The sequence below is a fragment of the Dysgonomonadaceae bacterium zrk40 genome (genome assembly GCA_016916535.1).
Lineage (GTDB): Bacteria > Bacteroidota > Bacteroidia > Bacteroidales > Dysgonomonadaceae > Proteiniphilum.
Genome location: CP070276.1, coordinates 1,504,581 through 1,517,784 on the forward strand (window position 1 = coordinate 1,504,581; position 13,204 = coordinate 1,517,784).

Consider the following 13,204-nt stretch of genomic DNA (forward strand, 5'->3'; position numbering starts at 1 on the left):
TGCTCAAAAGAAGTGTCGCTTCAGACGAAGGCTATTGGTCACAACACTGACCGAGCTCAGCGCCATGGCAGCACCGGCAATCATCGGGTTGAGCAGGAAGCCGGTGAAGGGAAAGAGCACACCCGCGGCGACGGGGATGCCGATCACGTTGTAGAAAAAGGCCCAGAAAAGATTCTGGCGGATGGTACGTACCGTGGCTTGTGAGAGTCGAATTGCACGGGGGATTCGTTTAAGGTCGGAGGAAATAATGGTCATGCTGGCCACATCCATCGCAATATCACTGCCGCTGCCCATGGCGATGCTCACATCGGCCTGTGCGAGCGCCCCGCTGTCGTTGATGCCATCTCCCACCATCGCCACCGTATGGCCCTGTTGTTGCAGTTTCTTCACCAACTCCACCTTCTCTTCAGGCAACACTCCCCCCCGGTAATCGGTGATTCCCAAGTCAGCTGCCAGGGCTGCAGCCACTTTTTCGTTGTCACCGGTATAGATCGCTACATCGATACCCATGCTGTGCAACTGTGCGATCGCCTCTTTTGAGGTAGGCTTCATCTTGTCGGTGATACCAATCACACCCAGCGCTTTCTCTCTGTCGGAAAACAATGAAACAGTGTGCGCCGCATCCATCTCCAGGTAAGCCTGCTGCTTCAGGTCGGCAGGAATCACAACTCCTCTCGAAGCCAGGTAATCCATGTTACCGATGTAATAAGTCTCATCGTCGTAAGTCCCTTCGATTCCCTTACCGCTCACCTGTGAAACGGTCACATCGTCAAGAAGAGTGCTTACCTCCTTTAGTTCGGCAGTAATGGCATCTGCCAGTGGATGTTCAGAACGCTGTTCGATGCTGTAGAGGATATCGCGATGCAGGGGGGTGGCATCGAGCGACCAGGTGATGGAGGTCACCTGGGGTTTCCCCTCGGTAATGGTACCGGTCTTGTCGAGCACCACCACATCCACTTTTTTCGCTCTCTCCAGGCTTCCGGCATCCTTGATCAGGATACCCTCATCAGCACCTTTGCCAATACCTACCATGATGGCGGTGGGTGTAGCGAGACCCAATGCACAGGGACAGGCGATCACCAGCACCGTCACCATGGTCAGTAGGCCGTAGACAAATCCATTCTCACCCCCAAAGAACAGCCATACCACGAAGCTGAGCAGCGCAATGCCGATCACCACAGGCACGAAGACCGCTGCGATGCGATCCACCAATCCCTGTACGGGAGCCTTGCTGCCCTGTGCTTCATCCACCGTGCGGATGATCTGTGCAAGAAGTGTATCTTTCCCCACCTTGTCTGCCCGGAAGAGAAAGCTCCCCTTCTGGTTGATGGTTCCGGCAAACACTTTCGTGCCGTTTTTCTTCTCCACATGAAGCGGCTCTCCGGAGATCATGCTTTCATCCACAAACGAGCTTCCCTCTGTCACCTCTCCATCGACAGCGATCTTCTCGCCTGGTTTCACCATTACAATATCTCCCACCAACACATCGGCAATCGGAATCACACTGGGTTCTCCATCACGAAGTACCGTCACTGTGGAGGGCTGTAGCCCCATAAGCTTGCGGATGGCATCGGAGGTGTGCCCTTTGGCACGCGCCTCCAACATCTTACCCAGAAGGATGAAGGCGATAATCACGCCGGCCGCCTCAAAATAGACATGCGCTTCCAGTCCGCGGCTCTCCCAGAACTCCGGCCAGAGCATGTTGAAGAGGCTGAAAAGATAGGCGATGCCGGTACTGAGTGCCACCAGCGTATCCATGTTGGCGGAGCGGTGGCGTGCCTGCTTCCAGGCGCCCACAAAAAAGCGGCGCCCGAAGAGGAAAAGTATCGGCGTAGCCAGGAGCCACATGACGATGTTGGCAAAGGGGGCGTGCATGAAGAACATGCCAACCACCACCAGCGGGATGGCCAGCGCCACGGCCAGAATGGTATGACGCCGTAGTGTTTTGTAGTTCTCCTTCTGCAGCTCCTCCACCTTTTCGAACGAGCTCTCCTCCTCTTCCATCAGCAGGTCATACCCCATCTCCTGCAGCGCCTGCTTCATTGCATCAGGTGTGGCAATGCCGGGCAGATATTCGATTTGCCCCTTGCCGTTACCATAGTTCACCGAGGCATTTAACACACCGGGCACGAAGGAGAGAATATTCTGCGAGCTGGAGGCACAGGCAGCACAGGTCATGTGCAACACGGGGTGAGTCGCTTTCTCGGTACGCACCTCCCCGCCGGCATGTCGGATGCGCTCCACCACCTCCTGCAGGATCTCCGCAGCGTCATCAACCCTGCGCTCATCGATGACAACAAGCAGCGTACCCTTTTGAGGATCATGTTTTAGGGATGCCACTCCCTTTACTCCCCGCAATGCATCCTCAGACAGGGCTGCCTTCCCCCTGAGGTTTATCTGATAACTATTTGCTTTCTTCATACTGGTATAGGAACAATTGAGGGAAGGGGGATGTTCATAATGCTCTGTTCTGACGCATATTTTCAAAAAATTTACTATTTTTGTTCCACCACATGTGGGAACCCGCACTGCGGTGATCTCCACTTAACAGAAAAATATACATTATGCAACGATCCTTTTCGCTAACCTTCGTCGGCATCCTCTTTGCCTTCTCACTCTTCTCCCAGAGAAAACCCCTCGACCACTCGGTCTATGACAGCTGGGAGAGCCTCAGCGCTACCAGCCTCAGTAATGACGGGAGGATGATGGCGACCCTGATCGCACCCCAGGAGGGAGATAGCACCCTTTTTCTCAAAGACCTCACCAACAATCGTTCCCTCACGATGGAGAGGGTCACCCGCTTCACCCTCTCACCCGACGGTGCATGGACGGTGGGACTGCTCAGGGCTCCTTTTGCGGAGCGTCGGCAGGCCCGGATTGACAAGAAAAAAGCGGATGGGATGCCTGATGATTCTCTGTTGATCATTCACAACCATACGTTCGAGGTAATGAAAATTGCCAATGTGCGTTCATTCAAAACGGCAGAGAAGGCTGTGACGCATATCGCCTACACCACAACCCTGCCCGAAGACACGACAAAAGAAGGGGCAAAAAAGGAAAAAAAGAAAGAACTGGTGATCTTACGGAATCTTTTGTCACAGTCGGAAGATACCATCCTCAACGCAAAAGAACACCTCTTCAGTAAATATGGGAATGCGTTTGCCGTTGTGATTCAACCGGAGAAAAAAGATAGCACCGATGCCCCGGGAGTGCTCTTTTTCGATCTGAACAAGCAGGCACAAAAAAGGATCTCCTGCGAAAAAAGAGAATATAAATCGCTTTCGTTCGATGAGGCGGGGACTCAATTGGTTTATCTTTCCACGGGGGACACCTCTAAAGTGGAACAGAAGGTGTTCGACTTACGCTATTTTGAAAACGGGGCCGACTCGGCTCATCTCATTGCCGACAGGAACGCCGCCGGCCTGCCGGAGGGGTGGATCTTCAACGAACATGCATCCCCCACATTCAGCAGGAATGGCAGCAGGATCCTGATTGGGGCCGCTCCCAGGCAGGAGCCCAGGGACACGACGCTGGTCGACTTCGAGATGGCAGACCTTGATATCTGGCACTGGGAGGACCCACTCATTCAGCCGCAACAGCTGGCAGAGCTCAGTCGTAAAAAACGACACACCTACAGCGGCATCATCAATCCGCATCACCCCGGTCACTACCTTCCGGTAGCCACCGAAGAGATGCCTCATGCCAACATCGCCGACGAGGGCAACGGCCGCTACGCACTGCTCTGGTCCGATCTGCCCTATCAGCTGGAGAGTCAGTGGGACATCTCCTCCCGTTATGATGTCTGGGTGATGGACCTTCAGGAGCAGCGCCTGCACGAGGTTGGCTCCCCGATAGCGGGACGACCGATGCTCTCGCCTGCGGGCCATTACACGCTCTGGTGGGACGGAACAGAACAGCAGTGGTTCGCCTACGACAACCGGAAGCAGACCACCCGGAACCTCACCTGCGCGATACCGGTGAACTTCTGGAACGAAAAAAACGATGTTCCAATGGAACCGGGCCCTTATGGAATGGCAGCATGGGGTGATGAAGACGATTATCTTTTGCTCTACGATGCATTCGATATCTGGAAGGTAGACCCGAGCGGCAAGACAAAAGCGGTCAACCTAACCCGCGGTGTGGGCCGCAGCGACTCGATCACCTTCCGTTATGTGAACACCGACCGTGAGAAACGTTTCATCGAGGAGGAGGAGCAGCTGCTGCTCTCCGCCTTTGACAACAAAAGCAAGGAAAATGGCTGGTACACCCTGGCACAGAAGGGGAGGAAACCGTTGCAAAAGAAAGTGATGGAGGGGTATACCTACAGCTCGTTGATCAAAGCGAAAGAGAAGGAACTCTACCTCTACCAGAAAAGCAACTTCCACACCACCCCGGACCTCTACGTCACTGCAGACCTCTGGAAAACGTCAGACAAACTGACCAATATCAACCCGCAGATGGAGCAGTACAACTGGGGAACAGCGGAGCTCTTCTCCTGGACATCCTTCAGTGGTGATCCACTGCAGGGGATCCTCTACAAGCCGGAGGATTTTGATCCGGGTAAAAAATATCCGATGATGATCTACTTCTACGAGCAACACTCCGACGAACTCTACCGCTGGTTCACACCGGCACCCAGCCGTTCGGTGATCAACATACCCTTCTTCGTGAGCCGCGGCTACCTGGTCTTCACGCCTGATATCCGCTACAGCGTGGGACAACCGGGAATGGATGCCTACAACGCCGTGGTCTCGGGTGCCGAGGCCCTTGCCAAAAACGATTGGGTGGATGCGAAGAGAATGGCGATACAGGGACAGAGCTGGGGCGGTTACCAGGTGGCTTACCTGGTGACGAAGACCAACCTTTTCAGGGCTGCAGGCGCCGGTGCTCCGGTATCGAACATGACCAGCGCCTACGGAGGTGTCCGCTGGAGCTCCGGACGCAGTCGCCAGTTTCAGTATGAGCAAACGCAGTCCCGCATAGGCGTACCGATGCTTGACTCACTGGATCTCTACATCGACAACTCTCCCCTCTTCTTCGCCGACAAGGTGGAGACACCGCTGCTGATGATGCACAACGACAAGGATGGGGCGGTACCCTGGTACCAGGGCATCGAGTACTTCATGATGCTGCGCCGCCTGGGCAAGCCTGTATGGTTGCTCCAGTACAACGGTGAGGACCACAACCTGACGCAGCGCCGCAACAGCAAGGACCTCTCCATCCGCCTGCAACAGTTCTTCGACCACTACCTCAAGGGTGATCCTGCACCGGCATGGATGACAAAGGGTGTCCCAGCCATTGAAAAAGGGAAAAACTGGGGTTATGAGGTGGATTAGTTGAAAGCTGACTTTTAAAATCCCCGCTGCCGCATCGCCTCAAAGGTGAGGATGGCGGTGGAAACAGAGACATTGAGCGAATCAATTTTCCCGCGCATGGGGATTTTGATTCGCTTTGTGGCGTTGTGCAGCCAGAAATCAGTCAATCCTTCCGCTTCAGTACCCATCACGATGGCGGATGGTTTCCGGAAATCGATGTTCTGATAAAATTCAGCCGCCTGAAGCTCCGCGGCAAAAACATTGATGCCACGCTCTTTAAGCCACAGCAGCGCCTCTTCGGATCTGCTGACGGCCGTGGGCACGGTAAAGAGCCCCCCCACCCCGGAGCGGATCACGTTGGGGTTGTAGAGGTCGGTCAGCGGATCACAAACAATCACCGCATCGGCCGCCGCGGCATCAGCTGTACGGAGCACCGCCCCGAGGTTGCCGGGCTTTTCCACCGATTCGAGAATAATTAGGAAAGGGTTTTCACTGAGGGTAAGATCCTCCAGCGCATGGGATTTGGGCTTAGCCAATGCCACCACGCCGTCGGAGTTCTCCCGGTAGGCTATTTTCGCAAATACTGCCGGGGAGATCTCAGTGATGATTTCTGGGGGAAGGTTCTCCAGTACACCCGGGTACTTGCTCTGGGTGAACATCTCCGGGCAGAGATAAACTTCAGTGATCAGATACCCCGCCTGCAGGGCCAGCGACAGCTCGCGGGCGCCCTCCAGCACGAAGAGCTGTTGCTCGCGACGCTCCTTGCTTTTGGAGAGCTTCACGATCTGCTTGATGGAGGGGTTCTGCAGGCTGGTGATCATGAGAGGTTGTTACAAGGCTGTTTTCTCATCCTTCTTCAACAGGAAAGTGTCGATAGCTTCCCTGAATGATTCCTTCGGCAAGGCTCCCATTGCCACCTGTGGTTTCTCATTCATGGGAATGAAGAGAAACATGGGGATGCTTTGCACACCGAACATGGCAGCCAGTTCCGGTTCTTTATCCACGTCAATCTTGTAAACGTAGATCTCCTCACCATACTCGGCTGCGAGATCCTTCAAGATGGGTGAAGTGATGCGGCAGGGACCGCACCAGGTTGCATAGAAGTCGACGATGGCCGGCTTGTCTCCGTTGTATTTCCATTCCTGGGGGTTCTCCTCATAGTTGAACACTTTCTCCAGAAAAGCGGTTTTGTTTAGTTCGACCGGTTTGGCTTTTTCTTTGCCCTGAGGCTCAGCAGCAGCGACATGCATCAAAAAAAGAGCTGCCGCAAAAAGGGTAATTACTTTCTTCATCTGAATCGAAAAAAAGTTGTGATTTTTAAATTGTATCTGTTACAACAGTGTGAGGGGGTAAAATGTTCCAAACGGGCAAACGGTGGATCGCATCAGAATTGCTGCCGATCCTTGTACCTGACTGAATTTCTGCTGGGTACACCAAACTCCCGTGCCGAGAGATCCTCCACCTCTACCTTCCAGATCTTCACGTTCCGTACCGCGGGTGCGGAATAACTGAAAGTATGCCCGGAGTACTGATGCATGGTGCTGTCGAGAGCCCTCACCTTCACTTCATCCTCCTCGACGAACTTCACCTTGCCACGACAAACGATGCTGGCGGCCAACATCCGGTAGCTGCAGGCCACATCCTCATCCTGCCACACCAGCTTCGGGTCGGTGCAGAAGGTGATACATACTTTCGGGTTCTCCTCCAGGATCGATATGGAATGTCCCTCCTGGGCGGAGTGGAGCCAGATCACCCCCTCCTCGTACCCGAAGTTCATCGGCAGCACATAGGGATTCCCTTCCTTGTCCGCCATTCCCACGTAGCAAATCATGCAGGAGCGGATGATCTGTTCAATTCGCTCTTTCTCTTCTACCGGATAAGTTCTCATATCTCCTGGCCTTGATGTTTCGTTTGTCAATGAATATGCTGCCTGCTTGCAGAAAAAATTTGTACAAAGATAAGCAGTTTCTCAAACAAGAAATGCATCTTGATTCAAAAGAGGGTTTATAGGCCTGTTTTTATGTGCGGTTTGTGCTATCAAAAAGTAAAACGAGACAGGGACTTTCATGGGTTCTGGAAAGCTCTAGCCTTATTGCACCCTTATTGCACCCTTATATCCACTCCCATAATTATTAGAGGGGATATTAGGATGCAATAAGGTTATAACGTGAGTTCGGGATAAGAAAAGCATAAAAAAAGTTGTGATATAGGGAGATTATTTGTATATTTATAGCTGATAATCAAACAAATAACAAACATCAGCCCTATGATCACAACAGACAAAGTTATTGAAATATTTTGTATTGCCGACGATTTTTGTGCAGAATATGAGAATGAAATTCAGAATCATCAACTTCAAGCCGGGGGTACAACTAAAAGGAGAAACAGGAAAACGCAAATGTCCCAGAGCGAGATTATTGCCGTGATGGTCTGTTTCCACTGCGGAACCTTCCATAATTTCAAGAATTATTACCTGTTTTATATTTGCAAACACATGAAGAGCTATTTTCCAAATGCCGTTTCCTACAACCGTTTTGTCGAGTTGCAACCCAGGGTGATTGTACCTTTCATGCTCTTGCTCAAACTCTTTGGATTTGGTGAATGCACAGGCATTACATATGTGGATAGCACTCCCATTAAAGTATGTCATAACAAGCGTATACACTCGAATAAAGTATTCAGGGATCTGGCACAAAGAGGGAAAAGTACGATGGGCTGGTTTTTTGGATTCAAGCTTCATCTGGTCTGTAACGAAAAGGGTGAATTGCTGAATTTCTCTCTCACAAAAGGCAATGTCGACGATAGAAACCCTGACGTAATCAATGTTCTTACCAAAGATCTTTTCGGTAAACTATATGCAGACAAGGGTTACATCAGCACAAAGCTCTTCGAGATGCTGTTTGACCAGGGTGTTCATTTAGTGACCGGTATACGCTCAAATATGAAAAATTCCCTGATGTCATTCCGCGACAAGATTCTCTTACGCAAAAGATCTGTAATTGAGTCCATCAATGATGAACTGAAGAATATCTGCCAGATAGAACATTCAAGGCATCGTTCCACACATAATTTCATCATGAACATAATTGCTGCATTGGTGGCATATTGTTTCTTTCCCAAAAAGCCTTCAATCAAATTTGAAGTGGAAAAGTCAAGTCAATTAACCATTTGGGGATAATATGTTATCCCGAACTCACGTTAATAACCAATCCAGGATTCTCTGTCGAGACTGCGGTAACTGATCGCTTCCGCCAGGTGCGCTGCCCTGACTGACTCGCTGCCCGCCAGATCGGCAATGGTACGTGCCACTTTCAGAATGCGACTGTAGGCGCGAGCTGAAAGAGATAGCTGCTCCATGGCCACTTTTAACAGCCTCAGTCCCGTTTCATCAGGTTGTGCATAGCGATGAAGCATCTTGTTACTCATTTGGGCGTTGCAATATATGCCATTAGTCTTTTTGAATCGTTCATGTTGTATCTCACGACCCTGTATTACCCTCTGGCGAATAGTCTCACTCTTTTCGGTCACTCCGTTACCAGCCATTTTCTCGAATGGCACCGGCACAATCTCAATATGCATGTCGATACGGTCGAGCAACGGTCCCGAAATCCTGTTGAGGTAACGTTGTACGGCCCCGGGAGTGCATACACACTCTTTATCAGGATGGTTGTGATAGCCACATGGACAGGGGTTCATTGCTGCCACCAACATGAAGTTGGCCGGATACTCCACGCAAGAACGGGCTCGTGAAATGATAATCTTGCGATCCTCCAACGGCTGACGCATCACCTCCAGCACGTTGCGGTTAAACTCGGGAAGTTCATCCAGAAAAAGAACACCGTTGTGGGCCAGGCTAATCTCTCCCGGTTGGGGCCAGGAACCACCTCCGACCATTGCCACATCGGAGATGGTGTGATGGGGAGAGCGAAAGGGGCGGCGGGCCATCAGTGACAGGTGTTGTCCCATCTTGCCGGCCACACTGTGTATCTTTGTTGTCTCAAGTGCCTCCTCCAGGGCGAAAGGTGGCAGGATGGAGGGCAACCTGCGGGCCATCATCGATTTTCCTGAACCGGGGGGACCTATCATGACCAGGTTGTGCCCACCCGTTGCAGCCACCTCCAATGCCCGTTTCACATTTTCCTGACCTTTCACATCAGAGAAATCATACTCAAAGGAGAGTCGTTCTTCCAGAAACAGATGCTCCAAGTCAACCTCAACTGGTTGTAAACTGTTCTCCTCATTGAAGAAGGATACCACTTGAAGAATGTTCTCCACGCCGTAGACAGATATCCCTTCCACTACGGCAGCTTCTTTGGCATTGGATGCCGGAAGTATCAGATTGCTGTAACCCTGCTCTTTTGCCATCACGGCAATGGAGAGGGCTCCTTTCAGGGGAAGGATCTTCCCGTCGAGTGACAACTCGCCCATCATCAATGAGTCTGCAAGGCGATCGCTGCTGATCGCACCGGAAGCAGCAAGCACTCCCACCGCCAGGGGAAGGTCGTATGCCGATCCCTCCTTGCGGATGTCGGCGGGTGACATGTTGATGACAACTTGCTGACGGGGAAAATGGAGGCCATTCACCTCCAGTGCAGATACAATTCGTTCGTGGCTCTCCTTTACAGATGCATCAGGAAGTCCAACCAAGAGGAAGCGGATGCCGCGTGAGACATTCACCTCGATGGTAATAAGTGTGGCGTGAATACCTTGTACAGCCGCTCCGAATACCTTGACCAGCATGTAACCGGGTTTTGAATGAAACTTACTCTCCGGAAGCCTCCTTGATTACTTCCGCGATACCATGAGCAGGGATGTTACGCACTTTGATAATCCCGTCGGGGTCAATCAGAATGTTGTAGGGTATGTACTGTACGTTGTAACTTTCCACGATATCTGCTCCCCAGCCTCTCTTCTCGGGAATGGTAATCCAGGCAAGGGAGTCACTCTCGCTATAACCCACCGGATAAACGTCAGAGTCGATGTAGATGGTGATAAATGCAACCTCTTCCTCATCCATCTGAGTATACTCCTCCTTCAAAAGTTCTATCATTTCACGGGAATCATCACCGGCAGTTGAGACAAATGACAACAACAGATATTTCCCTCTGAAATCGTGCGATCGGATCTCCTCACCCTCCTCATCTTTCAACGTGAAGTAGGGCATCCTGGCACCCTCAGCCGAACGATTAATCATTTCGGAATATGCTTTTAGTTTCAGGGCCAGCTCACTTTGCATTATTTCTCCCTGCATGTAACCAAGCACACGTTCAAGAACCGTGGGATTGTCGCTTTGAACAAAGAAACTGTTGATCAAAATGAGGCTTGACAATTTAGCAGGATTGGCTTTGATGGTTTCTTCCGCCCTTAATGCCAATTCATGATTGAGCACATTCAGTTTCAACAACTCTTCCTGTCGGGAACGTGAATGGCTATTACCTGTATCGAGTTCACTGCTTAGCCGTAGATTTGCGAGCAACAGTTCGCGTTGTTTGAGCAGATCCTCATTTTCTGATTTAAAAAGAGTCAGCGCATCGTTCACTTCGTTACCCCTGACTTTGATCAGATCGGGCAATTGTGCAACACCGTTCACCCTGATGCGGTCATCCTTGTCAGCAAATACCACTACTGCACTTTCATAATGATCGAGATAGAGTGAATAAGCGGTAAGGGTATCGGGGTTGACCGCATAGTTAAAACGTCCTTTACCGTCAACCGCAATGGTATCAATCGCCAGTGAATCGGACGACAGATAGGTAGCAAGAATGTAGGTTGAGTCCAGATGCCCAATTTTACCCTTGATAATGGTTCCCTCACGGCTGCCACAGGAGAGCGCCATCCAAAGGGTGACAAGAAAAAAAAGTATGCCTGAACTTTTTGTCATAGATAACCACAGTTTTTTCAGAACTGTTATTTTCAATTCGAAATGCTTTTAAGCGTAGCAACAGCCCAATCTTCCAATTAGACAAAGGTAGTGTCTTTTTTTAAATATTCAAACATTTTCACATTTATTTTGTTTTATTTTTTATCTCAACTCCGAATCCTCCAAAGCACTATCAGAATATGGATGAAATTCATTAGATTTGCATCACCAAATTGCTGTCAGCCTATGTATTTTTCTATTGTGATCCCCCTTTATAATCGTCCTGATGAATTGGATGAGTTGTTGGAAAGTCTCTGCAAACAGAATTATGATAATTTTGAAGTGATTGTAGCAGAAGATGGCTCAACTATAAAAGGAGACCGGGTGGTGAGGAAATATACGGATCGGCTCAAGATCAACTACTTTGAAAAGAAGAACAGCGGCCCAGGACTCACCCGCAATGCCGGGGCGAGCAGGGCCAGCGGCGACTATCTCATTTTTTTCGATTCCGACTGCATCATACCTCCACACTATTTAAATACGGTCTCTGCATTTCTTGAAACAAATCAAGCAGATGCATTCGGTGGTCCTGATGCTGCCCTCCCAACCTTCAGCCCTATACAGAAAGCTATCAACTATGCAATGACCTCCTTCTTTACCACGGGTGGCATTCGAGGCGGCAAGCGATCAATGGAAAAATTCCACCCGCGGAGTTTTAACCTTGGGGTATCGAGAGATGTATTCAACCACTTAGGAGGGTATGGCACCATGCGTTTTGGGGAAGATATCGATTTCAGTCTGCGACTCATAGAAGCAGGATTCCGTACTGCTCTCATCCGTGAAGCCTATGTCTATCACAAGCGACGCTCCACTTTCCGCCAGTTTTTCAAACAAGTCTACAACTCAGGCATTGCCAGGATAAACCTCCATTTGCTTCATCCCGGCTCCCTCAGGCTGGTACACATGCTTCCCGCCCTCTTTGTCGCAGGCATGGGGATCGTGCTAGTTGCCTCATTTCTGCTGCCTGCACTTCTTTTATTCCCGCTGCTCTATTGCCTGCTGGTTTTCCTGGATTCAGCACGCATCAACCGCTCGGCAAAAGTAGCACTATACAGTATCGCAGCCGCCTGGATACAACTCACCGGTTACGGCAGCGGCTTTCTTGCGGCTGTCTGGAAACGTTTGATCCTGAAAAAGGGTGAGTTCAGGGCGTTTGAAAAGAAATTTTACGATTAGTCCTTTTGACCGTAAGCAAGGTCACCCGCATCACCAATGCCAGGTACGATGTAAGAAGAGTCATTTAGTTCGGGGTCAATGGCTGCAGCCCAAATGGTTGTTTTCTCTTCCGGGAAATTCTTGATGCAATAGTCAATGGCTTGCTGACTGGCAATGATGGTGGCAATGTGAATGTGTGAAGGATTTCCCTTGGTGAGCAGTGCCCGGTAGGTAAGTTCCATGCTGCCTCCCGTGGCCAGCATCGGGTCGGTCAGGATGAGCGTCTTTCCCTCAATCGAGGGAGAGGCTATATACTCAATATGGATGTCAAAGGTCTTGTGACCTGTCTCCTTGTATTTCCGGTATGCCGACACAAAAGCATTCTCAGCACCATCGAAATAGTTGAGTACACCGTGATGGTAAGGAAGTCCCGCACGCAATATGGTGGCAATCACAATTTCCTCATCCGGCACGCTCACCTCCGCCACATCGAGCGGTGTATTAACCTGAATAGTTTTGTAATGAAGCTCCTTACTGATCTCGTAGGCCATGATCTCACCCAGCCGTTCAATGTTGCGACGAAAACGAAGCCTGTCGCCCTGGATGGTGACATCGCGAATTTCACGAACAAAGGAGTTAAGTAAGGAGTTGGTTTCCGAAAAATTGGTTACTTTCATGCTAGCGGTTCTATAGTGATCAATGATTTTTCGGAAAACAAAGGTAGTGATTTTCGGCTCTTAGGTAAACAATTGCCCGTTTTTTTTGTTGAAATAGAAGTTTTTCTGCGAAAAAACAGATAATTAAAGAAAATTTT

10 protein-coding genes are annotated in these 13,204 nt (G+C 50.3%); 3 read left to right on the forward strand and 7 right to left on the reverse strand.

Annotation, left to right across the window (positions count from 1 at the left end; translation table 11 throughout):
- Nucleotides 1-3 precede the first annotated feature (3 nt).
- The gene (locus tag JS578_06375; GenBank protein QRX64850.1) at nucleotides 4-2,421 is read right to left on the reverse strand and encodes a copper-translocating P-type ATPase; all 2,418 of its coding nucleotides are present in this window, start codon (nucleotides 2,419-2,421) and stop codon (nucleotides 4-6) included.
- 143 nt (nucleotides 2,422-2,564) lie between these two features.
- On the opposite strand from JS578_06375, the gene JS578_06380 reads away from it, so the two are divergent.
- The gene (locus tag JS578_06380; protein QRX64851.1) at nucleotides 2,565-5,336 is read left to right on the forward strand and encodes a S9 family peptidase; all 2,772 of its coding nucleotides are present in this window, start codon (nucleotides 2,565-2,567) and stop codon (nucleotides 5,334-5,336) included.
- 14 nt (nucleotides 5,337-5,350) lie between these two features.
- Here the strand turns inward: JS578_06380 and JS578_06385 are convergent, their stop codons facing one another.
- The 3 genes from JS578_06385 to JS578_06395 form a co-directional block, all read right to left on the reverse strand.
- Nucleotides 5,351-6,136, reverse strand: coding sequence for an RNA methyltransferase (locus tag JS578_06385; protein ID QRX64852.1), 786 nt, complete (start codon nucleotides 6,134-6,136; stop codon nucleotides 5,351-5,353).
- A gap of 9 nt (nucleotides 6,137-6,145) precedes the next feature.
- Nucleotides 6,146-6,607 carry a thioredoxin gene (gene trxA / locus JS578_06390; GenBank protein QRX64853.1) on the reverse strand — a complete coding sequence of 154 codons (462 nt, stop codon included), beginning with the start codon at nucleotides 6,605-6,607 and terminating at the stop codon, nucleotides 6,146-6,148.
- A gap of 92 nt (nucleotides 6,608-6,699) precedes the next feature.
- A complete protein-coding gene (locus JS578_06395; GenBank protein ID QRX64854.1) occupies nucleotides 6,700-7,203 on the reverse strand; it encodes a pyridoxamine 5'-phosphate oxidase family protein in 504 nt (167 codons plus the stop codon).
- A 378-nt stretch (nucleotides 7,204-7,581) separates the two neighbouring features.
- On the opposite strand from JS578_06395, the gene JS578_06400 reads away from it, so the two are divergent.
- A complete protein-coding gene (locus tag JS578_06400) occupies nucleotides 7,582-8,493 on the forward strand; it encodes an IS982 family transposase (protein ID QRX64855.1) in 912 nt (303 codons plus the stop codon).
- Between the two features lie 20 nt (nucleotides 8,494-8,513).
- On the opposite strand, the gene JS578_06405 is transcribed toward JS578_06400, so the two are convergent.
- Both JS578_06405 and JS578_06410 read right to left on the reverse strand, forming a co-directional pair.
- A complete protein-coding gene (locus JS578_06405) occupies nucleotides 8,514-10,055 on the reverse strand; it encodes a YifB family Mg chelatase-like AAA ATPase (protein QRX64856.1) in 1,542 nt (513 codons plus the stop codon).
- 22 nt (nucleotides 10,056-10,077) lie between these two features.
- Nucleotides 10,078-11,196: an AhpC/TSA family protein gene (locus JS578_06410; protein QRX64857.1), complete on the reverse strand. Its 1,119-nt coding sequence runs from the start codon at nucleotides 11,194-11,196 to the stop codon at nucleotides 10,078-10,080.
- A gap of 225 nt (nucleotides 11,197-11,421) precedes the next feature.
- Between JS578_06410 and JS578_06415 the strand changes: the two genes are divergently transcribed.
- Complete coding sequence (locus tag JS578_06415; protein ID QRX64858.1) at nucleotides 11,422-12,411, forward strand: glycosyltransferase; 990 nt, start codon at nucleotides 11,422-11,424, stop codon at nucleotides 12,409-12,411.
- Here JS578_06415 and upp read toward each other — a convergent pair.
- On the reverse strand, nucleotides 12,408-13,067 hold the full coding sequence (gene upp, locus JS578_06420) for a uracil phosphoribosyltransferase (GenBank protein QRX64859.1): 660 nt from the start codon (nucleotides 13,065-13,067) through the stop codon (nucleotides 12,408-12,410). The two genes, JS578_06415 and upp, sit on opposite strands and share 4 nt — an antisense overlap.
- Between the last annotated feature and the right edge of the window lie 137 nt (nucleotides 13,068-13,204).